General features: G+C 66.9%; 32 protein-coding genes and 1 CRISPR repeat array (1 of these 33 cut by a window edge). Of the genes, 6 read left to right on the top strand and 26 right to left on the bottom strand.

Annotated features, from left to right (window positions below; genetic code table 11):
- Positions 1-140 precede the first annotated feature (140 nt).
- The 9 genes from ACRXBZ_RS41845 to ACRXBZ_RS41805 all read right to left on the bottom strand — a co-directional run bounded on the left by ACRXBZ_RS41845 (position 141) and on the right by ACRXBZ_RS41805 (position 5,566).
- Positions 141-1,730: an integrase gene (locus ACRXBZ_RS41845; RefSeq protein WP_433877504.1), complete on the bottom strand. Its 1,590-nt coding sequence runs from the start codon at positions 1,728-1,730 to the stop codon at positions 141-143.
- Positions 1,731-1,735: 5 nt separating this feature from the next.
- Positions 1,736-2,068: a helix-turn-helix domain-containing protein gene (locus ACRXBZ_RS41840; RefSeq protein ID WP_190818330.1), complete on the bottom strand. Its 333-nt coding sequence runs from the start codon at positions 2,066-2,068 to the stop codon at positions 1,736-1,738.
- The gene (locus ACRXBZ_RS41835) at positions 2,065-3,141 is read right to left on the bottom strand and encodes a tyrosine-type recombinase/integrase (RefSeq protein ID WP_433877503.1); all 1,077 of its coding nucleotides are present in this window, start codon (positions 3,139-3,141) and stop codon (positions 2,065-2,067) included. Before ACRXBZ_RS41835 ends, ACRXBZ_RS41840 begins: the two co-directional genes overlap by 4 nt.
- A gap of 180 nt (positions 3,142-3,321) precedes the next feature.
- A complete protein-coding gene (locus tag ACRXBZ_RS41830; protein ID WP_433884230.1) occupies positions 3,322-3,513 on the bottom strand; it encodes a hypothetical protein in 192 nt (63 codons plus the stop codon).
- A gap of 570 nt (positions 3,514-4,083) precedes the next feature.
- Positions 4,084-4,302, bottom strand: coding sequence for a hypothetical protein (locus tag ACRXBZ_RS41825; protein ID WP_433884229.1), 219 nt, complete (start codon positions 4,300-4,302; stop codon positions 4,084-4,086).
- Between the two features lie 114 nt (positions 4,303-4,416).
- Positions 4,417-4,578 carry a hypothetical protein gene (locus ACRXBZ_RS41820; protein ID WP_433884228.1) on the bottom strand — a complete coding sequence of 54 codons (162 nt, stop codon included), beginning with the start codon at positions 4,576-4,578 and terminating at the stop codon, positions 4,417-4,419.
- Positions 4,579-4,854 carry a hypothetical protein gene (locus ACRXBZ_RS41815; RefSeq protein ID WP_433884227.1) on the bottom strand — a complete coding sequence of 92 codons (276 nt, stop codon included), beginning with the start codon at positions 4,852-4,854 and terminating at the stop codon, positions 4,579-4,581. It abuts the gene before it with no gap.
- Positions 4,851-5,147, bottom strand: a complete 297-nt coding sequence (locus ACRXBZ_RS41810; protein ID WP_433884226.1) for a hypothetical protein — start codon at positions 5,145-5,147, stop codon at positions 4,851-4,853. Before ACRXBZ_RS41810 ends, ACRXBZ_RS41815 begins: the two co-directional genes overlap by 4 nt.
- Before the next feature lie 278 nt (positions 5,148-5,425).
- Complete coding sequence (locus ACRXBZ_RS41805) at positions 5,426-5,566, bottom strand: hypothetical protein (RefSeq protein ID WP_433884225.1); 141 nt, start codon at positions 5,564-5,566, stop codon at positions 5,426-5,428.
- Positions 5,567-5,686: 120 nt separating this feature from the next.
- Between ACRXBZ_RS41805 and ACRXBZ_RS41800 the strand changes: the two genes are divergently transcribed.
- Together ACRXBZ_RS41800 and ACRXBZ_RS41795 are read left to right on the top strand one after the other, a co-directional pair.
- On the top strand, positions 5,687-5,980 hold the full coding sequence (locus tag ACRXBZ_RS41800) for a hypothetical protein (RefSeq protein ID WP_433884224.1): 294 nt from the start codon (positions 5,687-5,689) through the stop codon (positions 5,978-5,980).
- A 506-nt stretch (positions 5,981-6,486) separates the two neighbouring features.
- On the top strand, positions 6,487-6,912 hold the full coding sequence (locus tag ACRXBZ_RS41795) for an SsgA family sporulation/cell division regulator (protein ID WP_433884216.1): 426 nt from the start codon (positions 6,487-6,489) through the stop codon (positions 6,910-6,912).
- A gap of 487 nt (positions 6,913-7,399) precedes the next feature.
- Here ACRXBZ_RS41795 and ACRXBZ_RS41790 read toward each other — a convergent pair whose 3' ends face one another.
- The 7 genes from ACRXBZ_RS41790 to ACRXBZ_RS41760 form a co-directional block, all read right to left on the bottom strand.
- On the bottom strand, positions 7,400-8,443 hold the full coding sequence (locus tag ACRXBZ_RS41790; protein WP_433884223.1) for a ParB/RepB/Spo0J family partition protein: 1,044 nt from the start codon (positions 8,441-8,443) through the stop codon (positions 7,400-7,402).
- Positions 8,443-9,156: a ParA family protein gene (locus ACRXBZ_RS41785; RefSeq protein WP_433884222.1), complete on the bottom strand. Its 714-nt coding sequence runs from the start codon at positions 9,154-9,156 to the stop codon at positions 8,443-8,445. Before ACRXBZ_RS41785 ends, ACRXBZ_RS41790 begins: the two co-directional genes overlap by 1 nt.
- Before the next feature lie 173 nt (positions 9,157-9,329).
- Positions 9,330-9,839 (bottom strand): Ku family protein, encoded by a 510-nt coding sequence (locus ACRXBZ_RS41780; RefSeq protein ID WP_433884221.1) that lies wholly within the window; start codon positions 9,837-9,839, stop codon positions 9,330-9,332.
- A gap of 349 nt (positions 9,840-10,188) precedes the next feature.
- A complete protein-coding gene (locus ACRXBZ_RS41775) occupies positions 10,189-10,677 on the bottom strand; it encodes a hypothetical protein (protein ID WP_433884220.1) in 489 nt (162 codons plus the stop codon).
- 534 nt (positions 10,678-11,211) lie between these two features.
- On the bottom strand, positions 11,212-12,000 hold the full coding sequence (locus ACRXBZ_RS41770) for a nucleotidyl transferase AbiEii/AbiGii toxin family protein (RefSeq protein WP_433884219.1): 789 nt from the start codon (positions 11,998-12,000) through the stop codon (positions 11,212-11,214).
- Positions 11,997-12,698 (bottom strand): hypothetical protein, encoded by a 702-nt coding sequence (locus ACRXBZ_RS41765; RefSeq protein ID WP_433884218.1) that lies wholly within the window; start codon positions 12,696-12,698, stop codon positions 11,997-11,999. Before ACRXBZ_RS41765 ends, ACRXBZ_RS41770 begins: the two co-directional genes overlap by 4 nt.
- A 48-nt stretch (positions 12,699-12,746) precedes the next feature.
- Complete coding sequence (locus ACRXBZ_RS41760; protein WP_433884217.1) at positions 12,747-13,367, bottom strand: hypothetical protein; 621 nt, start codon at positions 13,365-13,367, stop codon at positions 12,747-12,749.
- Positions 13,368-13,429: 62 nt separating this feature from the next.
- Here ACRXBZ_RS41760 and ACRXBZ_RS41755 point away from each other — a divergent pair, with 62 nt between their 5' ends.
- The gene (locus ACRXBZ_RS41755) at positions 13,430-13,855 is read left to right on the top strand and encodes an SsgA family sporulation/cell division regulator (protein WP_433884216.1); all 426 of its coding nucleotides are present in this window, start codon (positions 13,430-13,432) and stop codon (positions 13,853-13,855) included.
- 743 nt (positions 13,856-14,598) lie between these two features.
- Here ACRXBZ_RS41755 and ACRXBZ_RS41750 read toward each other — a convergent pair.
- A complete protein-coding gene (locus tag ACRXBZ_RS41750) occupies positions 14,599-14,802 on the bottom strand; it encodes a cold-shock protein (protein ID WP_010310090.1) in 204 nt (67 codons plus the stop codon).
- A gap of 358 nt (positions 14,803-15,160) precedes the next feature.
- On the opposite strand from ACRXBZ_RS41750, the gene ACRXBZ_RS41745 reads away from it, so the two are divergent.
- Positions 15,161-15,541 carry a hypothetical protein gene (locus ACRXBZ_RS41745; protein ID WP_433884215.1) on the top strand — a complete coding sequence of 127 codons (381 nt, stop codon included), beginning with the start codon at positions 15,161-15,163 and terminating at the stop codon, positions 15,539-15,541.
- A 153-nt stretch (positions 15,542-15,694) separates the two neighbouring features.
- Here ACRXBZ_RS41745 and ACRXBZ_RS41740 read toward each other — a convergent pair whose 3' ends face one another.
- Both ACRXBZ_RS41740 and ACRXBZ_RS41735 read right to left on the bottom strand, forming a co-directional pair.
- On the bottom strand, positions 15,695-16,264 hold the full coding sequence (locus tag ACRXBZ_RS41740) for a DUF4158 domain-containing protein (RefSeq protein WP_433884214.1): 570 nt from the start codon (positions 16,262-16,264) through the stop codon (positions 15,695-15,697).
- Between the two features lie 196 nt (positions 16,265-16,460).
- On the bottom strand, positions 16,461-17,969 hold the full coding sequence (locus tag ACRXBZ_RS41735; RefSeq protein ID WP_433884213.1) for a hypothetical protein: 1,509 nt from the start codon (positions 17,967-17,969) through the stop codon (positions 16,461-16,463).
- Between the two features lie 57 nt (positions 17,970-18,026).
- Here ACRXBZ_RS41735 and ACRXBZ_RS41730 point away from each other — a divergent pair, with 57 nt between their 5' ends.
- Positions 18,027-18,236: a hypothetical protein gene (locus tag ACRXBZ_RS41730; protein WP_433884212.1), complete on the top strand. Its 210-nt coding sequence runs from the start codon at positions 18,027-18,029 to the stop codon at positions 18,234-18,236.
- Positions 18,237-18,472: 236 nt separating this feature from the next.
- Here the strand turns inward: ACRXBZ_RS41730 and ACRXBZ_RS41725 are convergent, their stop codons facing one another.
- Both ACRXBZ_RS41725 and ACRXBZ_RS41720 read right to left on the bottom strand, forming a co-directional pair.
- Positions 18,473-18,685, bottom strand: a complete 213-nt coding sequence (locus tag ACRXBZ_RS41725) for a hypothetical protein (protein ID WP_433884211.1) — start codon at positions 18,683-18,685, stop codon at positions 18,473-18,475.
- A 59-nt stretch (positions 18,686-18,744) separates the two neighbouring features.
- Positions 18,745-18,930, bottom strand: coding sequence for a helix-turn-helix domain-containing protein (locus tag ACRXBZ_RS41720; protein WP_433884210.1), 186 nt, complete (start codon positions 18,928-18,930; stop codon positions 18,745-18,747).
- 178 nt (positions 18,931-19,108) lie between these two features.
- Between ACRXBZ_RS41720 and ACRXBZ_RS41715 the strand changes: the two genes are divergently transcribed.
- Positions 19,109-19,528, top strand: a complete 420-nt coding sequence (locus ACRXBZ_RS41715) for a helix-turn-helix domain-containing protein (RefSeq protein ID WP_433884209.1) — start codon at positions 19,109-19,111, stop codon at positions 19,526-19,528.
- A 3-nt stretch (positions 19,529-19,531) separates the two neighbouring features.
- On the opposite strand, the gene ACRXBZ_RS41710 is transcribed toward ACRXBZ_RS41715, so the two are convergent.
- From ACRXBZ_RS41710 to ACRXBZ_RS41690, 5 genes are all read right to left on the bottom strand, one after another.
- Positions 19,532-20,641 carry an MAB_1171c family putative transporter gene (locus ACRXBZ_RS41710; protein WP_433884208.1) on the bottom strand — a complete coding sequence of 370 codons (1,110 nt, stop codon included), beginning with the start codon at positions 20,639-20,641 and terminating at the stop codon, positions 19,532-19,534.
- Positions 20,641-21,180 carry a hypothetical protein gene (locus tag ACRXBZ_RS41705; protein WP_433884207.1) on the bottom strand — a complete coding sequence of 180 codons (540 nt, stop codon included), beginning with the start codon at positions 21,178-21,180 and terminating at the stop codon, positions 20,641-20,643. The genes ACRXBZ_RS41710 and ACRXBZ_RS41705 overlap by 1 nt, the downstream gene beginning before the upstream one ends.
- Before the next feature lies 1 nt (position 21,181).
- Positions 21,182-21,973 (bottom strand): alpha/beta fold hydrolase, encoded by a 792-nt coding sequence (locus ACRXBZ_RS41700; protein ID WP_433884206.1) that lies wholly within the window; start codon positions 21,971-21,973, stop codon positions 21,182-21,184.
- 695 nt (positions 21,974-22,668) lie between these two features.
- Positions 22,669-22,812: a hypothetical protein gene (locus tag ACRXBZ_RS41695; protein ID WP_433884205.1), complete on the bottom strand. Its 144-nt coding sequence runs from the start codon at positions 22,810-22,812 to the stop codon at positions 22,669-22,671.
- A 134-nt stretch (positions 22,813-22,946) separates the two neighbouring features.
- Positions 22,947-23,075, bottom strand: coding sequence for a hypothetical protein (locus tag ACRXBZ_RS41690; protein ID WP_433884204.1), 129 nt, complete (start codon positions 23,073-23,075; stop codon positions 22,947-22,949).
- A 74-nt stretch (positions 23,076-23,149) separates the two neighbouring features.
- Positions 23,150-24,346: direct repeats of the CRISPR family, unit length 37 nt; unit sequence GTTGCGATCCTCGCCAGCCCCGGAGGGCTGGCGCCAC (it continues 23 nt past the right edge of the window).

The raw sequence follows: 24,346 nt of genomic DNA, 5'->3' as shown, positions 1-24,346 counted from the left end.
ACGACTCATCTCATGGCGGCTTTTGGGCTTACCTTGGCTGCACCCCACCTCTGCCCGGAGTTCAGGCGAACTGAGGGATTCTCAGCGGGAACCCAAGGGTGTTCGGGCTGTGTGGGGCGGTTGGACCCTTGGGTTCGTGCTCAACCCACGGTGTCGTGGTGGGCGCTGTGCAGGAGATTACGGGCGGCGGCGCTGTATCGGATGGCGGTGGTCTCGTCGAGCCCGAACACGGCGGCCAGGTGGAGAGGGTCCGGCCCGTGGGTGAGGGCTTCGTCGAGTTGGCGATCGACGCGCAGGGCCTCCAGTGTGGCGGCTCGGCGACGGAACGGACCGGTGAGCGCGTTGTCGCTGACCGGCCGGGTCGTGTTCGCGGTCTGCTTGTTGATGATCAGGTGGGGGTTGGCGGTGTGGGGCCAACGGTCACGCCGGTAGGTGAGCCAGTCGAGCAAGAGACGGTAGGTCAGCTGGTCCATCGGTCGGGTCACCGTGGCGATGGTGAGCTGCCGGTTGCCGAGGTCGACGTCGTCGAGCCGGAGCTTGCGGATGGCGTCGGGGCGGGCGGCGTGCACTGCGGCCAGCGCCAGGGTGAGCCGGGCGGCGGGGGTGGTCGCGGCCTGCGTAGCGTCGTCGATTTCGTTGGGAGACAAGGGAAGGATCACTGGGTCGTCGCGGTTGCTGCGGTCCCGGAGTCGAGCGGCAGGGTTGGCGAAGATGGTGCCGGTCTTCTTGCAGTGCCGCATCAACGACCGCAGCCCGGTGACGGCTTGCCGACGGCGATGTCCTTGCAGGGCTTCGATCACGGCGGCGACGTCGGCGACGGTGACCTCGCGCAGGTGGGCATAGCGGGCGGACCAGTCCACGAGCACGGGGTGGACGGCGCGCACGTAGCGGCGGGTCGTGCCCATCTTGCGGGGCAGGCTGCGCGGCCCGCCGTGGTGCAGAGTGCGCACCCAGTCGTGGACGTCGGCGGCGATGCCGGGCGCGAGTTCGGCGAGCTTGCCGTCCAGCCAGTGCTGGAACGCCGGGACGCGGTCGTCAACGAACAGGTCCGCCCGATCCAGGACCTCGGCGACACGGTCGATGCTGACGCCGTAGCGATGCAGGATGTCAACCAGCTGCGAGTAGCGGAACGCTTCGCCCTCGGCATGTCCGGACAGCAGGATGACCAGTGCCCGGCCCAGCTCGGCGACCAGCTTGGGGTTCCAGCCGTGCGCCTGCCCCAGCTGGTCGGCGATCCGCCGCACCCGGACCAGGACCGGGTTGGCCAATTCGGCGTGCAACTCCCAGCCGAAGGCTCGCTGCGGGCCGGGCAGGTGCAGTTGCAGTTGCCCGCCATCGGCGGGCCGGGGCGCAGCCAGCACGAGGTCGGTGACTCGTGCACTGGTCTGGGCTCGCTGGCCAGCGCGCTGGCGCACTCCGGAGCGTGGGCCGCGCATCTTGGTCATGCCGGCGAAGGCCAGCTGGTGGCAGGTGACCGTGGCCAGGTCGGCGTCGGTGACGACGTGAGGATCGTCGGCCAGTACCCCGGCCTGCAACCAGCACAGCCTGCAATAGCCGTGCTTCAGCGGCACGTGCCGGCCGCAGACCGCGCAGCGGCCGGGGGCATGGCGGCGGCGGAAGTCGTAGCAGGCGCGGCAATATCCGCCATACAGCACGCCCCAGGCCAGGCAGGTGGGGCAGCTTTCCGCCGTCTTGTCGATCGCGTGTCGGCGTTGGGGCATGGTGACCACGCGGCTCACATGGGCGGCAGCGAGCGGCCGTCCCGGCGTTTCGGCGTGACCGTCACACCGGCGGCGCCGCTGGTACCGGTCGCAGCGGTCGACTCGCCTTGCGGGGCGGGCCGGTCGACCTTGTCGGGCTCTGGGATGAGCAACACCTCGACACCGCAACCAAGGACTGCGCAGATGATGTTCAGCTCGTCGAGTTTGACGCTGGCCGGGCTGCCCGACCACAGCCCGGACATCTTCCCAGCGCTGATCATCAGGCCGTGCTCGGCGAGCATCCGTTGCAGCTCGCTGGCCTTCCAGATACCACGGTTGGCGGCAGCCAGCCGCAGGTTCCACCTCATATGCTCAGTCCCTTCAGCCGTTGCGCGGCCCGCTGCTGCCCGGCCAGCCATGCGTCCTCGACATGCGTCCGATGAACATGAACATAATTCATAGTTGTGGCGATCCAGGCGTGCCCGAGCGTCGCTTGGATGGCGATCAAGTCCATGCCGCCCAGGTAGAGCTCGCTGGCGCAGAAGTGCCGCAGGACATGCGGTGTCAACCGGTCCGACCAGTCCGGCAGGTGCTCGGCGGCGGCCGTAGCCAACCCGGCCCTCAGCACCTCGTTGCCCACCCTGGCACCGGTCCCGTCGGCGTTCTTGCGTTCGGAGCAGAACAACGGAGCGCCCAGCCGGGCAGGGTCGTCACCGAGCTGGCACCACACGTCCTCGACGAACCACCGCAGGGTCCGGCCCGCGTCATTGATCAGCGGCACCATGCGTTCCCGGGGCCCGGAGCCGCGGGCGCCTTTGCCGTGTCGGACATGGAGTTTGCCGAACGGGCCCAGGTCCCACTTGATGTCGGCCAAATCCAAGTGACGCACCTCGTTGATCCGCAACCCCACCTCCGACATCAGCCGGGCGGCGGCGTAGTTACGCGCGGTGGGAGCGAACTTGCGGCAGGTCGCCAGCTCGCCGCGCCACCCGGCGAACAGCGTCCTGATCTGCTCAGCGGACGGCGGGATCCGCAGTTTCGCCTCGCGTCGGCCGCGGGGTCGGTTCACCTCGTCGATCGGGCATTCCACGACCCGGCCGGTCAGGTTGTGGATCTCCACCTTGTGCCGCAGCTCGACGAACTCGAAATACGTCCTGATCGCCTGCGCCCGCGCCATCCGCGTGTTGGGCGGCACCGCCCGCAGCACCGTGCCGAAATAGGAGTCCACGTTGGACGGTTGCAGGTCCCACAACGGTCGGCCGAACCACGCACGCACCTGCTCCAGATGGCAGACATCCGAACGGATCGTGTTATCGGCCAAGCCTGCCGCCGAGCGGGCCAACACGAACCCGGCGAACACATCGGTCTCGAACCGCGCGATCTCCTCCGGGCCCAACGGCTCGCGCATCTCGCGCAGATCCCGCACGACCGCAAGCCCCACCACGCCTCCCCGACTTCAGCTCGACCGCAAGAACATCAACAGACGTGACATCGGCTCACGGAACCTGAAGTTGAGTCAGAACACGAACCAACCACCCGAACGAGCAAGAACAGCCTGGTCCAGGCCGCCCGACGACGGAACATCCCTCCGGGAACTCAAGGGTTATCTATTACAGGGGATTCACTCGCGGTCGCCGACGCGCCGCGGCGGCCGGCGCGGGAGTTCGTCGGTGTCGCCGACCAGCCAGCGCAGGAAGCCGAGTACGTGGCCGTTCATCGTGCCGCCGACCTCGGTGACCGCGGCCTTGGCGCGCTCGTGCAGCTCGGGGTCGGGGCGGTAGACGGCCGCGGGGTGGCGGTGCTTGCTCGGCATGGAGCCATCCTCCCATCATGGTGGCTAGCCACCTGTCGATTGATCCGCTACAGTGGTGGCTAGCCACCGTGAAGTGGGCTAACGACTCTCGAGCTGGTCAGAGACAATGGAGGATGGTGAGCAAGATGGACAGGCGGTGCCATAACTGCGGGGGCGAAGGATGCGCGACGTGCGAGAACACGGGCGTGATCACTTACTGAACACGACGGAACTGGGCCGGACCTTCGGGTCCGGCCCAGTTTTTTGTACACAACCAGACTCGCAGGCTCTTGCCTTTGGCCGATCTCGCCGACCAGTTCGCGCGGCACGCGGAGGACTTGCAGTCCACCACGACAAGCAGGCCGACGTCGAGGCCGCGATCAACGCCCGCCCCGCGGTGCGCCGCTACCGCTCGGTCCTGCAGCTGCACTCCGCCGCCGGCGCCGCAATCCGGTTCGCCCGCGCGATGCTCGAACCCGGCCTCGCGGTCGCACCCCGACCGACTGGGGCGGCAACGCGAGCCGGAGATCCACCAGGACCGGCACAGGCGGATCACGCTCGTCCCTCGTCCCCCACCAGCCATCACCGCCGCTATCGCTCACCCGTTCGATTCTCGTCGATGCCGGAGTCGGGCACCAGGCGAAGGACGGGGCGATCATCGATGGGGTCGCCCCGCTCCAACCTGGCGATCATGGCCAGCACTGCAGCGGCCATCGTGCGGGCGCCGGCGACCTGGCCACCCTCGCGCGGCGTCAGCCCGGGATGTTCGCGCAGGTGGTCATGGGCCCACTGCACCTTGCGACGCAGCACTGCGAGCTCATCGTCCAAAGGGGGATACGCCTTCCAGCTCCGGTTGGTCGCGAGCGTAGGGGCCTCGGCCGGGATTACCCAGCCGAGGCCCCTACCGAGATATGTTCGTGTCGCCTACGCCAAGTGCTTGTGATCCCAGAAGATCTGCTTGGTGCGCTCGGCGACGTCCTTGTCGTGCGCAGCAGCCTCTTCTGCCAGCTGATCGACCCCCTCCCAATCACCCTTGATGATCTTGTTGATCAGATCGACCTCGTGGCGGTCGATACTCCAGCCCACTTAGGACACGCCCTCGGGCGCTGTCAGGTCGAATGCGATCCAGATGGCGTGATCCTCGGCCCACCCAGTGACGGTGTCCACCGACCATGCCAGGCCGTCGGCCCGCGGGTGCCCCGCCGCGATCGCCGCCCGGTAACGCGCCGCGATGCTCAGCAGCAGGGCGCGGGCGGCCTGCCTGGCGCCGGTCGTCCAGTCTGCGCCGACGCGCTCTTGCAACGCCTTGTACCGCTCGAAGAGCGCCTGGCCAACCTCGAAGTGCTCCTGCGCTGTCGTCATCGCCGGCCCGCCTTCGTCACGTCGCCGTCACGCAGCTCGGCGAGTGGGCCGTGTTCGCCTTCGACTTCCCACGCGGCGAAGTCCTCCTCGGTGATGCCCTGAGCGTCAAGAACGGCCACGCGCTCCGCCCAGTAGATCCGGTCTTCACGCTGGACATAGACCGGCCATTCAAGGTCGGCCGGGATCTCGGCAGCGACGCGTGAGTCTGTCCGGCGGTTGATCTCCTCGGTAACGGCCGCGAAGAACGCCTCGACGATGTCGCTGGGGTAGCCGGACAACACTGTGGTACGCATGTATTGCTCCTGTTCGAGGGAGTGGCGCCCGGCCAGGCAGGGGCTCCAATCCAGGCCTGGCCGGGCTCGTAGGTTCAGCGGATCAGGACTCGTCGGGCGGCGTGCGGGAGAACACGCCTTCCCAGCTCCGGTACCGGCACATCCCGGCAGGATCCACAGCGGCAGTTCTGAATGCGGTCCGCAGCGGCCCTGATCTCCGCCTGAGCCGGCAGCGGCAGCGGATTCTCACGCCACTCGGCACACTGAGCGCAGGTGCAGCCCATGACGTTCTCCTCAGATCAGCGGGAGCTGTCGCCGGGCTCCTCATCGACGATCGTGTCCGTCTGCTTCCGCTGCACCCACCACGGCGCGTTCTGGTCGACCTCCGCCTCGATCCGCTTGTCGACGCGCCGCTGAATTTCCTCGTTTCGCTCAGGCATTTCCCGTCCTTCCAAGGTTCGTTCTTGCCGGACACCTTTCATGTTACACAAAACGTCATGCATGACGATTAGGCATTCCGGGTGAATCGACATGCATGACAAGTTGGGTAGCCTGACCGCGTGAGTCGTCAACGCCCCGACACCGTCGACCAGCTGGAGAACCAAGGCCTCTCGTACGCGGAGGCTGGCCTGCTGGACGTTTTGTGCCGTACGCGCAAGGAATCCTGGCCGCACTTCAGGACCGAAGATCTGACCACGTCCGAAGCGGGAATCCGGCACGTCCGGCGTCTAGTCGACGGACTGGAGGAAAAGGGCTTCCTGCGCCGTTGGCAGATCGGCCTCGGCCCCGCCGGCGGTGTCGTCTGGGACTGGCAGCTCTACCCCAACGGCGACGCACCCGAAGCTGCCAGTTGAAATCCAGCGCTACGGCGCTGAGGTGAGTACCGGGTACTCACCTCACAGACAACTGCGGCCCCAGGCAACTTCGTTCTGTTGCCTGGGGCCGCAGCTCATGTTTCAGCTGATCAAGGCTTCGACAAGCTCTTCAACTTCCGAATAGGCGACCCACGTTCGGCAGCACTGGCCAACACCCTTGGAATCACAGGTTTTAGAAAGCTTGACCCCGCGTTCCCGATGCCATCGCCTGTTGGCAACCGCTGTGGTCAACTCGGAGCCCCAGGCGGAGAGTTGTCCACAGTGGGCGGCAGTCAGCGCCCCAACCCCGTACTCAAGTCCGGCAGGGCACGCGCTGAGTGGAACGGCAGCCAATGACTGCATCGCGCGCGTCCATGCGGTTCTTGACAATCTGGAGCATCACGGCGGCCGGGTCTGAAGTCATCGTGAAGAAGGTATGAACCCACGTTGGGCATGCTTCGTTCAGAAGGTATGGGAAGCCGAAGCCGATGCTTGGGAGTGCGGACATGATGGCAAACGATCACGGCACGGTGCTCGCCACCATGGTCTTCAACCTGGTAGCCCCGGCGGGAGTGATCGCGCCGGTTGGCGTGGAACTGCGGTACGACAGCCGCAACCCGTACGAGATCTGCATGAAGCTCAACGTGGGCAAGGCCGGTCAGGTGGATTGGGTGATCGCCCGCGACCTGCTGGCCGACGGGCTGGTCGCCGAGGCAGGCGAAGGCGACGTGCGAATCCGCCCTCGACTGGACGATCCGACGTTGGTCATGATCGAGTTGAGCTCGCCGTCAGGGCAGGCCACCTTCGAAGTGAATGCCGATCAGCTTGTGGACTTCTTGAACGACACCTACGACGTGGTCGCACCCGGTGACGAACACCGGTGGATGAACCTCGACGAGGCGCTGAGCCGGCTGCTCTCGCACAACCTGTAAGGGCCCGGTTCTCCCGAAGCGCCACACGCCAGGCGGCCAGCCGCGGCACCTGACGGCACCTCGTCCGGCAGCTAGCCGGTACAGCGTGATCGACTCCAACGGCGGCGAGTTCGAGCGTCGTAAGCCAGCTGACCAGCAGTGAACGCAACGAGGCCCCCGGTATTCACCGGAGGCCTCGTTCGTTTCTGCTGGTCAGCTCTCGCGGAGCTTGGCGCTTACCTCGACCCGGTGGATGTCCTGCGGCCACTGGAAGTGCTGCCAATCCTCGTGTCGAGGATCCTGTGCTGCTTCAACCCCCTGCTCGGGTTCCGGCTGCTCCGCCTGCGGCGTCGTCTGGGACTGGTAGCTCTACCCCGACGGGGACGCACCGGAGAAGGACTGACCGCCGTGATCACACGTCGAACTGCAGACGCGAAAGAGCCGCGGCCCCGGTCATCGCTTTGACCGGGGCCGCGGCTTCTTCAGGCAGTGCGTCGACGACGCCGCGTCAACGCTGCAGCAGCGCGAGGAGTTGTTTCTGCTGTTCGTCGGTGTACTCGCTGTGGATCTGCTCCACCAGGACTGCTGGATCCTGCGGCAGCCCCGCGCGGCCTTGTGGTGCCGCAGGGTTGGAAACCGCGTTTCCAAGCCCCGCGGTGGTTTCTGAGGCGACCGCGGGCTGATGGCCGTTGGAAACCGCGTTTCCAACGGTGTCGTCGGTGCCTGCCTTGGCCTTGAGTGCAGGCTCGCTGGAAACCGCGTTTCCACCCGCCAGGTCCGCACCGTCAGATCCGACCGGCGTCGGCGTGTTGGAAACCCCGTTTCCAGGTTCCACCTCCCGGCTCGCCGCGACAGGCTCCGCGCGGGATGTCTCCGCGATCTGGTGCGGCTTGGCCGGTTTGGCCGCGTATGGGGGCCCCGCCTCATAGGCAACGAGTTGGTGTTCTTGCTCCAGCCGAGCCAGCTCCCGCGCGTCAGCGATCTTGAGCCTGCCGCTGTCAACGACGGCCTGCAGCTCGGGAACAAGTTTGAGCAGGCTCACCCGCTGCGAGACGTAGACGTGAGACTTCCCGATCTTGGCGCCAACCGCACGGGTGGTGCCGTAGCGGTCCAGCAGCTGCTGCAGTTCCTGCGCTTCCCGCATGGGAGTGAGCGGCTCGCGCTGGATGTTCTCGATGATGCCGATCTCGACGACCTCGGCGACCTTATCGTCGATGACGTGCACCAGAAACGTCTCGACGTCGGCCTTCTGGCAGGCGGCGTGACGCCGGTTTCCGGCCAGCACGACCCATTCAGCGTCGCCGATCGCCTCGGCATGGTCGGGTCGGTGCCGCAGGTACGCCTCGCGGCTGGCGACCGCCGCGGGCTGCATCTGCCCGAATTCGGCGATCGTGCTTGCGAGTTCGTCGATCTTGAGGTCGGCGGGACGAGGGTTGTCTGGCCGGCGCACACACTTGGCGACCGGGACACGGGTCGGCGGCAGCGTGGCGACGTCGGCGACCTCCATCGGGCCTTCGTCGGCCAGGTCGACGAAGGAGACACGGCGGCCCATCAGATCCCCTTCCCCGTGGCCAACTCCAGCGCCAGCTCGTTGAAGTCTTGGCGGGCTTCCTTGCCGACTCGGTTCTTCGGGTACTGGGTCACCACCAGGCCTTCCAAGCTCGCGCGGGTGTGCAGCTTGTAGCGGCGGATCACTGTGCCGGCCACCGGCCAGCCCTTGGCCTGGATGTAGCGCAGGGTGTCGTCGAGATCAGCACGCCCGTCCCGGGGATCCCAGTTGTTGACCACCAAGCGGAACGGGATACCGCGGGGTTTGAGGATCGTCTCGATCAGGCGGTTGGTCGCGTCGAACGACAACGGCTCGGGCGGGATCGGCACCAGAACCTCACCGTCACCTTCGGAGAGGTTGTCCAGCACCGCCGCCAAGATGTGCCCTTGCTCGAGACTGCCTGGAGTGTCGACGAAAACGTCGCTGTATTGCTCCAGCGAACGCAGCTTGGCCAGCTGCTCGGGGTTGGTGTGCGCCTGAACGTAGTCGAACGGCAGGTTGTTCTCACCGATCCGCTCGGCCCACCAGGTACTAGAGCCCTGCGGGTCGGTGGAGACGACCAGCACCGGTGAATTCTCGATCGCCTCACCGGCTTCGACCGCCTGCCGTTGTGCGGCGGAAAGTTTGACGTGGACGCTCACGGCGGCGAGGTTGACGGTGATCGTCGTTTTGCCGACGCCGCCTTTTTGATTGGCGATGACACGCACTTTGGCCATGTTGAATGCTCCGCGATTCCCTCTCGGTACTTCGGATCACCGCGAAGCCTCTCACGACGATCAGTCGCCCCAGTGCATCGCCACAGCCAAAGTGGTGGAAACCGCGTTTCCAAACCACCTGCACGTCGTCCCGGAGCCCGGTGCCCAAGGCGGTCTGGTTGGAAACGCGGTTTTCAACCAGACCCGGGCCCCGACTCACCACAGCCCGCCGCGAGCGCGGCGGCGACCTCGGCCACTACGACGGCGGCATCACGTCCGTGATGGCAGGCATAGTCGGCGCTCACGCCGTGGACCTCGGTGTCCTCGGCGGGTCTCCACCCCCGGATCGGCCAACCACGTCCGGACATCCAGTCGGAATTGGTGTCGGAGCCAAGTCTCTGTCTTTTAGCGGCGGTGCCGGGCCTGGGCGAGGCTGGCGCGCAGCGCCTCGGCCAGCTCGAGTGGCTCTTCGGCACGCGGCGGCGGCACCGTGATCTGCTCACCGGCGGCCTTGGCTTCGATGAGCGCCCGAGGGTCTGGCGGTAGGTGTCCTGGTAGCCGTCGAGATCGAACGTGTCGGCAGACATCGAGGTCACCAGCTGGGTGGCCATGTCCCGTTCCTGCTCACGTACCGCGGGCGGCGGCTCGCCGAGCAGGTCGGCATCGAGTGGCCGCACCTCGTCCGGCCACAGCAGCGTGACCAAACACCCCTGCAGGTACAGCGCGAGCGCCCGACACCGGCGAGCTCGTGTTGTCCAGGCAGCGGCGGCCCGAGCCGATCCACCCTAGCCTGCGGGCCGATGCTCGCCGGCGTGCCGGGTGCGGGACTGGCGTGCGCGCACGGCCGCGCCGCATGCGCACGACCATGACGAGCAGTTTCGGTTGTCGGCAGATCCAGGCACGGACTGACCCCTGGTCAGGCGGGACCGCGCACGATGTCGGACTGGCGTTGGCCTTGCTGGTGCGCCGCAGTCTCCCCACCGATTGCTGTTGGTTTGCGTCAGAGGGTTGCCGGGGTTTGACGATCAACGCGGAGGGCGTCGAGGTGATCGTTCAGGCCGCCGCCGCGGCGGAATCCTGCGCCTGCACACGGGCTCGGCGGCTTTCGTGCGCAGCGGCCAGGCTGGCTCGGCAGGTCCGGATGATCTGCCGGGTCGCCGCGGTCTCGAGGGCCTGGCGGCACCGCGTGCAAACCACGGTCACCGATCCGGTCACCTCGTCGACCGCGACGGACGCCTCGGCCTCGCAGCGGCGGCACCAGCGGTGCCCGGTGACGGGGATGACGTGCATCGGCGAAGCGATGCATTCGTGTGCCCAGCGACGGTGAACGTGGCAGGTGATGCGCTCGTGAGCCGAAATCTCCTCGCGTTCCTCCACCGCATCCTCGAGGATCAAGGTGCGTGCGAGGCGCTGGTCCCGGACGTCCGCGTAGCGCTCGCCGTACCGCAGGACCTCTGTGGCGCTAGGCCGGGAGGGATGCGACGAACGTCGGGGGCGCGGCGAATCCGGTTCGATTCGGTCGGTATGGGACTGGGGGAGCATGGTTTGGCCTTGGACGGGTTTGCTTGTCGGGTTGACTGACTTCAGTGTCTTTAGTCCCCGATACGCAGACATCGGTGGCACTACGTAGCCAGCTGCGTACCCATCTGAAGGTACGAGGGCGCACCTCTGCGCCGAACGCCGACACTGCCGGCACCAACCTCCGATGGTGTCGGCTTTGCACTCCCGGCATGGCCGGGAGTGCAAAGCCCAGAAACGAGAAACCCCAGTCCGGCGAGGCGTGTTCCGTCCGGGGCCGGCTGGGGGAGTGGAGCGGCAATGCCAGGGAGGACTAGCGATGACCCGCCGCCACTACACCCCGCGACGAGATCAACGCTTCCTGAAGCACGTCTACGACCGTGGCGGTGCGACGGAGCTCCAGGTGGCAGCCGACGCGGTATCGCCCGCTCGGCACGCAAAGACCTGCCCGGGGACGGGTCATCGTCGGGTTCGTCGACTGCCGGGCCGTCGCAGGCTGCTTGAACAGCCAGCCAGCCCTTCCGCCCGGCCGGGCAGGCCCGGACAGTCGTTAGGTAGTCAGCCGTGGCGGAGGTGCATCCATGCCAGGTGAGCGTCCTCGGCGAACTCCTCTAGCGGCGCCCAGGCGTGGTGGGCGGGGTCGTCCAGCACTGCCAGGTCCGCGTGTCGGGGTGGCGGTTTCTGGGTGCCGCGGTGGGCCAGGAATTCGTCGGGGTCGTCGATGAGGCTCACGAGGAAAGCGATGTCGGAGAGGTGCCGGGACTGCAGGTGTTCGGACAACTTGCTGCCAGGGTGTTCGTTGAACAGTGCATGGATCTTGCCTCCAAGCGCGCGAGGAAGATCCGGGATGTAGATCGTGGCGGTGCGGCCGCCGTAGCTGGCGTGTAGCGCGTGACGGTATTGCAAAGCAGCGCCTCCTCCACGGACTTCGATCGTGCGACCGGGAGGGTCGGTGAGAAGCCTGTCTTCGGCCCGGGGGCCGAGGTTGTCCGGGGCGAGGATGTCGACTTCCATGCCGTCGGTGGGGCGGATGAAGCGGTGGCCCAAGCCTTCCGGGCTGATGCCGCCCATTGCGTAACCGAGCTGCTTGAGCACCTCCACGGCCTGGGGCATGGCTTGCACCTGGGCGCGCACGTCGAAGATGACGTCGACGTCGCGGGTTGTGCGTGGTGGTCGGCGACCCGCGACTAGGCCGTGCAGAAAGACCATCTGCCCGCCGACAAGGACCCAGGGTTCCGGGATCCGCTCGGAGAGCTCTAGCAGCGCCGGCCATAGCCAGGTGTCCACGTCGTCGTGCAGCATGGCGGGCAGCTCGACGCTGCCGAGCAGGGGAGGCTCTTTTGTCACCGGCGCCCTGCGCCCGATTGGTCCAGCAGTCGCTTGCCAGCTCGCGCTGAGCGTTCGTCGCCTGCTTCGAGCAGGTCAACGGCCACCGCCGCAGGGGGCGCGAGTCCATCCCGTGCGATGGAGATAGGTAGCTGGTCGGGCAAAACGCGCACCACGACGTTGGGCTCCGATGCCCCGAGCTTGATCCGGCCAGCCTCGCGCAGCTCTCGGAAGGACTCGGCGGGAACGTACAGTTCATGCTCGGCGCCGGAGGGCATCAGGTCCAGCCCGTACCGGGCTGCCGCGGAGATGCCTCCACTGGCCACGCCTGGCAGTTCACGGAGCTTGCGCAGTGGCCCCGCCAGTATCCGAATTCGGTGCAATTCGGCACGACTCTGCAGCAGTCGGGGCCACTGCTCGATGTTGCGGCTCAGGTACCGGCGCAATCGGCTGCGTTCGGCAGGGCTGACCCAGTCTGGTTCTTCGCCACTGGCCAGTACCAGCAGTGCCCAGGCCATCCGGGGCGACAAAGGTCTCCCAGGTTGGGGATGCATCACCTGCTGGCGGTGACGTATGGAACCCACATCGACCAGGTACTCCCGGCCAAGCTTGATCGTGCGCAGCTGTCCACCACGTGCCAGGTCCCGGGCTCGTTTCTGGGAGATCTGCAGCCGCGCGGCGGCTTCGGGTAGCGAGACCAGCTGTTGCAAACCCGCCATCTCCCTCACCTTCCTCGTTCCACAAGCCTTGGTAGTTGACGCGCCGAGCTAGTTCGGTGCACAAACCTTACCAACACTTACCCATTTGTGTATATTTATGCTGGTCAAAGGCTCGTATACGGCCAGTACCTGCGGCGCGCACGACGCCTGCGGCGGCCCGTGCGGGCCGCGCATGACCATCACGAGAGTGTCGTCGGCGCGAGCCACTCGCCGGATGCCAGCTCCTCCCGTGGTTGCGTCCTGACGCAACTGAACACGAGCGCGGATCAACCAGTCGCGCTCGGCGGCACCGTCCTCGGGCGGGTCGGTCCAGTCCGCGCTGCCGTACGTGGTGGGGGCGGCTTTGCGCGGGCCGGGGCGTCCCGCGACGGCGTCCGGGTACTTCTTGCGCACCGCGGATCGGGTCACGTTCAGGGCCTCGCCGATCGCCTGGCCGCCCGCACCGGTCGTGGCCGCCACGGTGACCGTTACGTCGATGAGCTGGTCAGCGAGTTCGCGTATCTCGCGCAGTGCAGCCAGTTGCGCGAGCACCGCGGCCTGCTGGCCGTCCGCGTCGAGAGCCTCGTCGAACGGGCTCCGTGGTGGGGCGCCGTCCTGCAAGTCGGACAGCTCGCGTGCGCCTGAAAGCGGATTGCCACCGGGGGCCTGAAGACATCGTGAAGAAGGCATGAACCCACCTTGGGCATGCTTCGTTACGAAGGTATGGGAAGCCGATGCTTGGGAGTGCGGACATGATGGCAAACGATCACGGCACGGTGCTCGCCACCATGGTCTTCAACCTGGTAGCCCCGGCGGGTGTGATCGCGCCGGTTGGCGTGGAACTGCGGTACGACAGCCGCAACCCGTACGAGATCTGCATGAAGCTCAACGTGGGCAAGGCCGGTCAGGTGGATTGGGTGATCGCCCGCGACCTGCTGGCCGACGGGCTGGTCGCCGAGGCAGGCGAAGGCGACGTGCGAATCCGCCCTCGACTGGACGATCCGACGTTGGTCATGATCGAGTTGAGCTCGCCGTCAGGGCAGGCCACCTTCGAAGTGAATGCCGATCAGCTTGTGGACTTCTTGAACGACACCTACGACGTGGTCGCACCCGGTGACGAACACCGGTGGATGAACCTCGACGAGGCGCTGAGCCGGCTGCTCTCGCACAACCTGTAGTGGCCTGGTTCTCCCGAAGTGCCGCATGCCAGGCGGTCGGCTGCGGGACTGGCGGCGCTGAACACCTGAAAACTCCGCCACGCTGCGTCTCCGGGCTGGGAATCCACCCAGCGGAGGCGCAGCGCTGCATGCGGGGGATTCGTCGCCGTCGAATACGTCGCTGTACCGCTACGCGAGTTCCCCGTGGTTGTAGCGATGAGTGATTGCCGGGGGTGTATCGGCTCCAGGTGGTGCCGCCTGGGCGGCGAACTTGGTTGTGGTGACGGGGTGGTAGCCGAGAGCGTCGGCAACGATCGGAGCTGGCATTTCCTGCAACGTGCTGCCGGATCGCGGCGCACCTGGGAATCCCGAGTAGATGGACGAGCTTTGCGAGGTATTCCGGTCCGGACTCATCTGCATGGATGACCGAAGTTGTCTGCACTTGCCCTGTCCCAGGTTGTGCCCGGCGTCGGTAACGTGTCGATCATGGCGTCCAACGTGTGAGGGTTCCAGTAGTAATGGCCGAGGAAAAGGCGAACATGCAGGTCACCGGCTACGCCAGGCAGTCTTGGACAGTAAGTCTGGTGAAGCGCTGACCAGGAAATCCGGTGGTTCTGCCGCCGTAACTACCGGCCCCCTGTGATTCGGAATGTCCGTCGAGATTAAGGCTCGCACGATCGGAGGCTCCGCAGCTGCACGGCAACACCGACGAAACGTGCCCGTGCCCGTCGATGACGGGCACGGGCACGCCGGTGCTTCAGTACTCAGATGACGCGCACGCCCTGGGCCTGCGGTCCCTTCTGTCCCTGGCCGATCTCGAACTCGACTCGCTGGCCCTCGTCGAGGGATTTGAAGCCGCTGCCCTGGATCTCCGAAAAGTGAACGAAGACGTCAGGTCCGCCGCCATCCTGGGCGATGAACCCGAAGCCCTTCTCGCCGTTGAACCACTTCACGCTGCCTTGCGCCATGCCGAACTCTCCTAGCGGCGCCGTTCCGCCTCACGGTGAGGTCAGCCGACAACCGACTGGACAGATTACATGGAGCACGACCGGTCTGACATCGTGTTGGGGCTTGAGGACAACCGCGCCGGATCGTGCGGCAGTGGGATACCGCAGATAACGGGGCCTGTTCACGTGCTCGCTGGTCCGTGTTTTGGCAGGTGGCGCTTGGCCTTTCCACAACATAACAGCGCATTATCTGAGGCAGATTGATCGCGGAGCTTACGAGGGCCTGAAGCGTGGCCTGGCGCCAGCGGAGTTCGTCCATCCAGATCTGCATCTGATCGAGTTCGCCTGTCACCATGATCTGAAAGGCAGGAGGAGAACTATGCGTAAGACTTGGATCGCCCGCCTCATCGTCGCTGGCACCTCAGCGCTGGCCCTGGTGGGTCTGACGGCGGCCCCCGCCGCCGCGGTCGAGAACAAGACCCTCGTCGACTCCCACGGGCAGTTCACGTTCATCGATGACGGTGACGTCTTCAAGATCTGCGACACCAATGCCGACGGCCACGGCGTCACCGGGCAGCTCCAGCTCCGCTCCGGGGTCGACGGCAGCATCTCGACGGTCATGACCATCAACGACGGTGGCGACGACGACTGCGACAAGCAGGGCTTCAACATCGGCAACTGGCACACCTACCGGATGATCTACTGGTGGAACGGCAACAAGAGCGGCACCATCCAGGCCACCGCCTGGTTCAACGAGTAGTCCCGACCGCGACGCGGTCGGGGCCATGCGGCATTCTCCGCGTCACCGATCTTTCGGCCAGCCGAAACTCGCCAGTAGATGATGCTGACGCCGAGGGTCGCCGCACCCTGGTGGACAAGGTGTGGACGGCGTGGTCGAAGCAGGTGCGGCAGATCAGGCCTTCCCAGTTCGCGGCCTTGGCCGCCCGGCGCCCGCAGCGGCCGCGCCCGCCGGCACCCTGCCGGCCACCCGCAGCGTCAGCGCCTTCTCCGCCTGGCTCAGCGCCGAGGAGATGATCCGCCCGACCCGCCCGGACGTGGGCGGCTCGATCCCCTCCGCGCGGCAATGCGCCAGCAACTCCTCGCGGACCCGCTCGACCTTCCGCTCCCGCTGGCAGACCTCGCCGGCCAGCCAGAACGCCAGCTTGTCCGCGTCGGCCACCGTGCACTCGCGGAACCCCAGGAACTTGCGGACCTGGGCGCGGTGGTACTCGAACGTCCGGCCGTCCCAGTCGTAGAAGCCCAGATCAGTGGCCGGCACCCCCACCTGCCGCGCGACGTAGCCGATGGCCTCGCCGGGTAGCTCGCCACGGCCACGGGGGAACCGGCCCCAGTGCGTGTAGAACTTCAGCAACAACGCGAACCCCAGGCGCGTCGCCCCCCGTTTCCCAGCGACCTGGCCTAACTCGTCACCAACGAGCGTCCAACGCTCGATCAGCTCGTCCTCGTCGACCTTCCGTCCCACCCGCTGTTCATCGGCTCACCCAGCCCCGTTCTGAACACTGAGGACGCGCCTCGCTTGCGGCTGGTGACAGCTTCCTTACCGGCACCCCGACCGGTGCAGCAGCAGCGGCGGCGGTGTTGCCGTGGTGTTCACGCTGTGCATCGCTGGATACCGCGACCGCGTTGCCGTGCACCGGACCCCCTACGCGGGGCGGTGATCACCGGGTCGCTCGATGGCGTCGGGGGGTTTGGGCATGTCCGTCGCGGCGGGCCCGCTGGAGTGCTCGGGCTCGCCGCTCTTCGGGGGTTTCGGCGGGCATGTGCGTGATCTCGTCGTCGACGGCCTGGTGCTCGGCGGCCTTCTTCTGGAGCGCGGCGAGCTGCTGGGCGCGGCTGAGCAGCTCGTGCCGGAGCTCGGCGGCGCGGGCGCGTTCGGCGGTGCGCTGCTGCAGGTTGGTGGCCAAAGTGGCGCGGGCTCGGTCGCGCGTGGCTTCGTGAGCGGCCTGGTCGCGCGGGGTCGGCGCGGTTTCGGCATCGCGCTGGCGGCACCGCTCCTGGTGGTCGAGCTCGGCTCGCAGCTTCTGGTGGTCGCGGCGGCCGCGCTGCTGGATCGCCTCGGGAGTGAGCCGGTCGAGCACGGTGGCCAGGGAGAGGCCGGGCACGATCACGAAACTGTCGGTGGCGAGGCGGCCGAGTGCGTGGAGCAGGCCGTCGTTCCCGACGATCTGAGTTAGCTGGTCGATGGTCGTGCGGTGCTGGCTGCGGCCGGGCAGGATCCGGCCGTGCTCGTCACGCCACGCGGCCAGCCGGGCGGCGATCCAGCGGGCGGGCACGACGACGCGTTCGGCGGGCATCGCGGGCAGCGCCGACCAGGACGTCGGCCGGTATTCCAGAGCGTGCTCGATGTCGCGGTTGGTCCACCCGGCCTGCCAGTACGGCCGGCACAGGTTGCGTACCCACTTCGCCGACAGCCGGGCCAGCACCAGGTGAGCCTGGCGCAGTTCGGTGGCCGCGGCGAGCATCTCGCCCCTGGTCACCGGCACCCGATCAGCAAAAACCGGGCCCGTCCCTTCGTCAAAGCGGGCGCGAAGCGCCTCTATAATTTCAGTACTAACTGAATCTTCAGTGATCGAGTTGTGGAAGACTTTCTCGCGCGCGTAGGAACCACCCTGATTCGTAACGGTCTCCCCAAAAGGGGAGACCGTTGGGGTCCAGGTTTTGTCCACAATGTTCACCGGCGCGACCGGGAGGATGGGGCCGAGGGTTTCAGTGAGCTGCTGCTTCGCGCGGCGTTGGGTGGTGGCTTGGAGCTCGGCCAGGCGTTGCAGAAGGTCGGGGCCACGTTCAGCGGCAAGGTCGCCGGGGCGCAGCGGAACTCTGAGGGCGTAGACGGCGGCACGGTTGCCTTCATCGGCGAGCAGGCCCATCGGCCGGAACTGTGGTGTGGAGCCGTGCTCGATCACCGAAATCCAGCCGGTGACGCGGAGCTGACGCAGCCAGCCAGCCATCGTAGACCGGGCCCACCCGGTGGCCTGGATCAGCCGATCCCAGGTCGGCCACGTCTCCCACGTCTCCCAGTCGGCGTGAGCGGCCAGGCAATGGACCATCTCGTAGAGGCGACGGCGGGTGCGCAGCTGCAGCAACTGCACCCATTCCTCGGCGCCGAGCTGCTCAACCCACTCGGCCTGAGACTGCGGGTCACGACTGCCAAGGGCCTGCGCCGGCACCGGGCCGATATCGGCAGCGGCAGGTGAACCGCCGTGCGCGGCCCAGCACGGTCCGCAATGGACCGTGCGAAGCGGCAACGGCCGCGGCACACCCGGCCGTTCACCGCAGGTGATGCAGATGTCGCGGTCGTTCTGCGCACGGTCTGTAGAAGCTTCGCGCACAGCGTGGGGCTCGGCGTCCTTCGGCGCACCCGCGCCGAGCACAGCAACGGCGGCACCGACGGCACCAGCCGACGGCGTGTCGTTGTCAGGATGGAGTGGATCTGAAACAGGGCGTGCGCTACCCTGAGAACGCCTGTCCAAGGCAGCGTCCTCCTGGCAGAGGGCACCAGGCGTGAGTGGATGGCAGTCCGCTCGGCCCACATACAACAGGTCGTGATCCTGGCAGGGATCTCCCGGCCTTGAAGACCGATCCGACGACACCGGCCCTGGCAGGGGCCGGTTTTTGCTGTCCTAGGTGGATTGCCCGGCGCGTTTTCAGTTGGCCTATTCGTTGCTACTGATCACGCTGTCTCGGACAGCACCTCCTGATCGTGGGCGTAACGAGCTTGAACCGATTCAGGCGCGTTCAGTCCATGCACCTCGGCAAGCTTGGCTGCGAGGTAGTCGGAATACCGCATCCCAAGACGCTTGGCCTCGCGCTTGTAAACCGCTGCGTGCTGGTCGGGCACACGGACGGTGAACGGTGTCCGATCTCCGTAGGACGGCTGAGGCATGATCAGAAACCTATCTGATGCTGCATCAGAAAATCTCGGCGACACGCCGTACGTCTGGATCACGCAGCAGTAACAAGGCGCTGCAGACGTCGGCGCGAAAAGCGCCACTGCCCGCCGAGGCAGACGCCCGGGATGTCGCCGCGGTATGCGTCGGCGAGCAGTTGCTCCACCGGGATGTGCAGCAGGTCGGCCGCCTCCTCGGGCAGCAGCGGCATGTCCTGCAACCGTGCATGCGGGTCGCTCATGGTCGTCTCCTTCGGCACGTGGCCGCCGAACGAGCTTCGCCTCTACCCCCAAACAGAGGCGTCGTCATTCGTTGGCACCGACTTTGCCAAAGTAAGCTACAGCTGACTCACCGTCAACTACGGACTACACAAGTCCCGGTCGTGTCAGCTAGAGTGGACGCGTTAGGAGGTGGGGGACGTGGCCGACGAGATAGCCGAAGGTGGCGAGAGCACGTTCGCCGCCAAGCTGGAGCGCCTGTTCGAGGTCGTGCGCCGGCCCGATGGCGGGCGCTATTCCGTGCCCGAGGTGGCCGCCGCGATCGACGTCAGCAAGCAGCACCTGTATGACCTGCTGAGTGGGAAACGGCAACGGCCGGCATGGGAGCTGGTGACCAAGCTCGCCGAGCACTTCGGTGTCAGCGTCGTTTACTTCGGCGACGGCGTCGACGCCGAGAGGTACTCACAGCAGCTCGACCTGCTGTCGTCGCTCAGCGACGCAGGAGTGCGCGACATCGCGCTGCGCTCGGGGCAGCTCTCTCCGGCTCACCGTGGCGTGTTGAAAGGTCTGCTGGATCACCTGCAGTCGCTGGAACGCGACCAGCCCGACGAGAAGCGCTGATCACTACCACGCGGCCAGCTCGCGCGCGAGCGCCAACAGGACATTGACGTCGGCGTCCATTCCCGACTCTGTTGGTGGTGCGATCACCGATGCCGCAGATACCGGCGCTGCATTGTTTTCCCTCCGCTTGATGGCTTCCCAGATCTGGGTGGCTTGGTGTGCAGGCGAGGCAGGGTCGTCGAGCGATTCCATGTACGGGCTCAGAAGTACCAGCCCGTCCCGGCACTCCACGATCCGCCGGTAGTAGCGGAGGCGCATCTGGCGCGGGTCCCATGCGTCGTGGAGCGGCGATCGGGGCGGAAAGAGGACGACGTGCGGGAACTGCGCCGCGAGCGTCGACCACAGCGGCCGCAGCTGTCGGTAGTGGCGCCGTTGCTCGAACCACAGCCGAGTTTTTGCCAAACCGGTGCGGATGCCGGGGTAGGCGAGTCCCGCGAAGAACACGCTAATTCCGGCCGCGAGCAACGGCGTGGTCCACACCTCCGTCCTGGGCAGCACGGGGTGGCCGGTGGTGAGCAGTCCAGCGGTCGCGATCACGCGAGGTAGGTGCGTGCCGCCGCAGCACACGACCAGCCCGCCGGCGGCGACCCGCAGGCTGAGGCGAGCGCGAGAGACGGTGTGGTCTGCGACTTTCCAGGCCGATCGAGCTCCTCGGGCTGTCGCGTACGCCATGTAGAGGTTGCCGATGAAGTAGAAGGCCAGCACGCCGGCCTCGCCGTTGGCCTCCTCGTAGGAGATTCCTCGGTCTGCAGGGTCCGTGAGCACAAACGCCGCGATCAGCCCGGCGCTGGCCAGCAACGCGAGCGAGATCTCGCGATACCCCACCGCAGATCGCGTCGCAGGTTGTCCTGCGGATTGCAGCAGGACCAGCAGCAGCGCGAAGAAAACGGCCAGGACGACGTTCTGAATCAGCTTCGGCGACTGCGGAGGGAAGATAGCGCCGAGAGCGGGGATGTTGGCGCCCAGCTGCGCGGTGAGTGCGGCGAAGACCAGGACAGTGCAGGTCGTGACGACGCGCAGGCCTCGGTCGTCGGGCACGCGCCACAACTGGGAGACCTTCCAGGCCGCGCCGATCGCCGCAGCCGTCCACATCAGAAGGTTCGGAATCAGCATCACAACCACCCCTGGTGGTCGTCGAACGCACCTTGGAGCGTGCGCGATGACGCGCTCGACCGGTCCGGCCTCGCTTGCAGGCGGTCGAGCAGTTCCGCCCACTCCTTGATCACGGTGGCGACCATCTCGGCCTCGTGCTCGTGCGCAGGCCCGTAGCCTTCGCGGCGCAGGGCCCGACGGACAAGATTGGGCGGCAGATCCGGGAACAGCTGATTCCACACGTCGCCGCCGGCCTCGTCCTGGCCGTGGTCGCTGATGATGTGCCCGACCTCGTGCAGGATGATGTGGTCCTGGTGGGCTGGGGTGGTTTCGGCCTGGTACAGGATGTAATCGACTGCGGCGGTACCGAACCACATCCCGAACGCACCCGGCACCGGGAGCGGGTACGGCACCAGCTGGATCGGCTTGCCCCGATGCTCTCCGAGTCGGCGGCACAGCTCCCGCACATCCAGTGGTGCCCCGATGTCAAGCTCGCGCAGGAGTCCCCTGACCGTTCGCCGCAGCTGCAGCTCGTTCTTCCATCGCCGAGCGGCGGCCATGTCAGGACTCCTTGAACACCGGCAGCGACAGCAGCACTGACGCCGTGGCCCAGGGATGGCTGACCAAGCTGACGTGTCCGCCCGGTAGCTCGACCAGCCCCTGCCCGAGCTTCTCGGCGAGACGCTGCGCACAGCGGTACTCCCAGCGTCCGCGCGACCGGCTGCCGCCGGTCAGGACGATCGGGATCTCGCCTGTCGACTGGATGAGGCGGGCGAGGTCGGGTTCGTAGGCGCGCACCGCCTCGAAGTCGTGGGCGAAGAACCGCCGCAGGTTGGCCTGGATGTCACCGACGGACGGCTCAGGACTGGCGCCGTCCTCCTGGTCTTCGTCGCGGGGCCCGCCCAACGTGGCGAAGTGCCGGCCCGCGGCGAAGACATCGTCGCGGGCAAGGGCCGCGACCTCGTCCAGCCCGCGAAGCTGCTCCGGGTCCGGCTCCACGGTCGGCAGCGGCGGCTCGTGGGCGACCAGGCCGCGCACCAACTCGGGGTACTGCATCGCCAGCTGCAGACCGATCACGGCTCCGATGCTGGTACCGACGACCAGGGCGGGGCGGTCGGTGACCGCTTTCAGCAGCTCCGCGGCATCGGTGGCGTGGCTTTCGATCGACACGTCCACTGAGGAACTGCTGCGAGACAGTCCGCGGTGATCGTAGGAGATCACCTGGTGGCCGGCCTCGGAGAGCGTGTCGGCTAGCTGAGCGGTTGCCCCGGCCTCGGCGAGGGCGCCCTGGATGATCAGCACCGGTTCGCCCTCGTTGCCTCGCGTCTCGTAGTACAACCCCGCCGCCTGCATCGGCTCCCCCTCGATCCCGTTTGTGCTTCTTCCGAGGTTAGCTGGCTCGACACACGACCTCAGGCAGCTCGATGCTCCCCGAACCCACGTTTCGCACTTGCCACGAACAGCGCCAGCGACCTTCGAACCTTCGCGGGCCATATGCGACCGAAATTCCCGGATACTACGGGCGCACAGGAGGCGGTTCCCGGACTTCGTTTGATGGTCGAGCTGAGGAACCCTCCACCCCGACCGAAGGAGAGAAACCGACCATGGGCGCCGACTTGATCGCGATCAACCGCGCCGACGCCCAGAGCCTGGCCACAGCCGCGTTCAAGGCGGGCTACCAAGGCTTCAACGACGACAACATCTCTTGACCTGATCGGCGAGGAAGATCCCTCCGTCATCGACCTGATCGATGCACACCCCGGCGCCGTGGAAAGTCCGCGACACCGCCAAGAACGGCGCCCGGTACATCACCACCGAGTCCGGTTTCAACCGCACCACTCCGGCACCTGGATGCACGATGCGCCTACCAGCAGCTTGTGAGAAGGCCCGGCAGAAGCATCCATCGTTGCGTTGCCGTATGCCGTCGGTCAGGGCAGGACCTTGTCGTCCGGCCACACCGGCAGCGGAACCACCCGATACAACTCGTTGGCCCGCTGCTTGGTGTCCGGGAAGGCATACATCACCTGCCCCTGGCCCTGATCCGGATCCTAGCGCACCGGGCCATGACCGCCCCGCGCAGCGAGCTCTTCAACATCAGCCTTGGCCTTGTCCGGGCTGAGGTAGACGTGCGCCCAATACCGGTTGTGCGTGGTCGGTTTCGGGTCCATGTGCTCTTCGACCAGATAGACCACCGTCGGTTCCTTGGAGAACAGGCCCATGAGAATCAGCGTAGCCAGACCCGCCGACGCTTCACTCCGCGGCGCGCGCCAACAGCTCCAGCCGCACGCCCGAACGGGCTGGCAGGGGGCCAAATTCTTCGGGCTGATCAGGGCGTGACGCCGGGATGGCCCGATGCTTCCGACATCCAGGCAGCCGGCAGTGGGGGCTGGCACACCTTGCAGCGCATGTCCTTGCGGGACCGGGCCATGCGCTCGGCGATCTGCTCCGGCGTCATCCGGTTGCGATCCTCGCCAGCCCGGAGGGCTGGCGCCACCCGTACTTGTCTGGAGGCACCACCACGGCCTCGGGGTTGCGATCCTCGCCAGCCCCGGAGAGCTGGCGCCACCCGCAGAAGCGGCAGATGAAGTGCGCGAGGTACGCCTTGTTGCGATCCTCGCCAGCCCCGGAGGGCTGGCGCCACACATGTTCCGGCACGCCTACGCCGTCGTTGCCGAGCAGTTGCGATCCTCGCCAGCCCCGGAGGGCTGGCGCCACACCAGTTCAAGACGTTGCCGACGTCGGTGATCTTGCGGTTGCGATCCTCGCCAGCCCCGGAGGGCTGGCGCCACACCAGTTCAAGACGTTGCCGACGTCGGTGATCTTGCGGTTGCGATCCTCGCCAGCCCCGGAGGGCTGGCGCCACCCGCCGATGGGTGGGACACCAGCGGCCTGCGGCCGAAGTTGCGATCCTCGCCAGCCCCGGAGGGCTGGCGCCACCGACTACGACGGACCTGGCGCGCCCATCATCAGCGAAGTTGCGATCCTCGCCAGCCCCGGAGGGCTGGCGCCACGCTGATCCCCCTTCTGGAAGGAACGCACCATGCTCAAGTTGCGATCCTCGCCAGCCCCGGAGGGCTGGCACCACGAGCTACCCGGGAACCCACCCGAGCCGACGGCAGGGGTTGCGATCCTCGCCAGCCCCGGAGGGCTGGCGCCACTCGTACTGAGCGAACACGCGCCCCGCCACGTAGGCGGGTTGCGATCCTCGCCAGCCCCGGAGGGCTGGCGCCACGACCGGCTCGGCGACGAGGCCGATGATCTGCGCAAGCAGTTGCGATCCTCGCCAGCCCCGGAGGGCTGGCGCCACACCGCTGCCCGGCGGATCACCCCGAGGAGAACGGCATGGTTGCGATCCTCGCCAGCCCCGGAGGGCTGGCGCCACCTATCCGCGCCGACGACCCGCAGCTTCCCGCTGACGTTGCGATCCTCGCCAGCCCCGGAGGGCTGGCGCCACGGATGTGCCGATCGCGGCGGCTCCGGCTTCGCCGGGGTTGCGATCCTCGCCAGCCCCGGAGGGCTGGCGCCACCGGATCACCAAGGCATGTTTTTCGAGGTGATCGAGGTCGTTGCGATCCTCGCCAGCCCCGGAGGGCTGGCGCCACGCTCTTCGTAGGCGTTGCGTTCGACCTGGGGCATGTGGTTGCGATCCTCGCCAGCCCCGGAGGGCTGGCGCCACACTGGTCAGTACGGGCGGCTTGCTCGCGCAGAGCGGGTTGCGATCCTCGC

Origin of the sequence: Saccharopolyspora hattusasensis, assembly GCF_050972075.1 — a bacterium.
GTDB classification, from domain to species: Bacteria; Actinomycetota; Actinomycetes; order Mycobacteriales; family Pseudonocardiaceae; genus Saccharopolyspora; species Saccharopolyspora hattusasensis.
This window is presented reverse-complemented; position numbering and strand designations above follow the sequence as displayed.

What these genes read in the sequence shown, in the direction of transcription:
- ACRXBZ_RS41760 (WP_433884217.1), bottom strand. Translation starts at nt 13,367, where the DNA reads ATGCCTTCTTCACGATGTCTTCAGGCCCCCGGTGGCAATCCGCTTTCA.
- ACRXBZ_RS41815 (WP_433884227.1), bottom strand. Translation starts at nt 4,854, where the DNA reads ATGACGACAGCGCAGGAGCACTTCGAGGTTGGCCAGGCGCTCTTCGAG.
- ACRXBZ_RS41785 (WP_433884222.1), bottom strand. Translation starts at nt 9,156, where the DNA reads ATGGCCAAAGTGCGTGTCATCGCCAATCAAAAAGGCGGCGTCGGCAAA.
- ACRXBZ_RS41705 (WP_433884207.1), bottom strand. Translation starts at nt 21,180, where the DNA reads ATGGCCGCCGCTCGGCGATGGAAGAACGAGCTGCAGCTGCGGCGAACG.
- ACRXBZ_RS41750 (WP_010310090.1), bottom strand. Translation starts at nt 14,802, where the DNA reads ATGGCGCAAGGCAGCGTGAAGTGGTTCAACGGCGAGAAGGGCTTCGGG.
- ACRXBZ_RS41720 (WP_433884210.1), bottom strand. Translation starts at nt 18,930, where the DNA reads ATGAGCGACCCGCATGCACGGTTGCAGGACATGCCGCTGCTGCCCGAG.
- ACRXBZ_RS41805 (WP_433884225.1), bottom strand. Translation starts at nt 5,566, where the DNA reads ATGCCTGAGCGAAACGAGGAAATTCAGCGGCGCGTCGACAAGCGGATC.
- ACRXBZ_RS41810 (WP_433884226.1), bottom strand. Translation starts at nt 5,147, where the DNA reads ATGCGTACCACAGTGTTGTCCGGCTACCCCAGCGACATCGTCGAGGCG.
- ACRXBZ_RS41710 (WP_433884208.1), bottom strand. Translation starts at nt 20,641, where the DNA reads ATGCTGATTCCGAACCTTCTGATGTGGACGGCTGCGGCGATCGGCGCG.
- ACRXBZ_RS41840 (WP_190818330.1), bottom strand. Translation starts at nt 2,068, where the DNA reads ATGAGGTGGAACCTGCGGCTGGCTGCCGCCAACCGTGGTATCTGGAAG.
- ACRXBZ_RS41755 (WP_433884216.1), top strand. Translation starts at nt 13,430, where the DNA reads ATGATGGCAAACGATCACGGCACGGTGCTCGCCACCATGGTCTTCAAC.
- ACRXBZ_RS41730 (WP_433884212.1), top strand. Translation starts at nt 18,027, where the DNA reads ATGGACCGTGCGAAGCGGCAACGGCCGCGGCACACCCGGCCGTTCACC.
- ACRXBZ_RS41765 (WP_433884218.1), bottom strand. Translation starts at nt 12,698, where the DNA reads ATGGCGGGTTTGCAACAGCTGGTCTCGCTACCCGAAGCCGCCGCGCGG.
- ACRXBZ_RS41700 (WP_433884206.1), bottom strand. Translation starts at nt 21,973, where the DNA reads ATGCAGGCGGCGGGGTTGTACTACGAGACGCGAGGCAACGAGGGCGAA.
- ACRXBZ_RS41830 (WP_433884230.1), bottom strand. Translation starts at nt 3,513, where the DNA reads ATGCCGAGCAAGCACCGCCACCCCGCGGCCGTCTACCGCCCCGACCCC.
- ACRXBZ_RS41790 (WP_433884223.1), bottom strand. Translation starts at nt 8,443, where the DNA reads ATGGGCCGCCGTGTCTCCTTCGTCGACCTGGCCGACGAAGGCCCGATG.
- ACRXBZ_RS41690 (WP_433884204.1), bottom strand. Translation starts at nt 23,075, where the DNA reads ATGACGCCGGAGCAGATCGCCGAGCGCATGGCCCGGTCCCGCAAGGAC.
- ACRXBZ_RS41745 (WP_433884215.1), top strand. Translation starts at nt 15,161, where the DNA reads ATGCGTAAGACTTGGATCGCCCGCCTCATCGTCGCTGGCACCTCAGCG.
- ACRXBZ_RS41775 (WP_433884220.1), bottom strand. Translation starts at nt 10,677, where the DNA reads ATGCTCCCCCAGTCCCATACCGACCGAATCGAACCGGATTCGCCGCGC.
- ACRXBZ_RS41795 (WP_433884216.1), top strand. Translation starts at nt 6,487, where the DNA reads ATGATGGCAAACGATCACGGCACGGTGCTCGCCACCATGGTCTTCAAC.
- ACRXBZ_RS41725 (WP_433884211.1), bottom strand. Translation starts at nt 18,685, where the DNA reads ATGCCTCAGCCGTCCTACGGAGATCGGACACCGTTCACCGTCCGTGTG.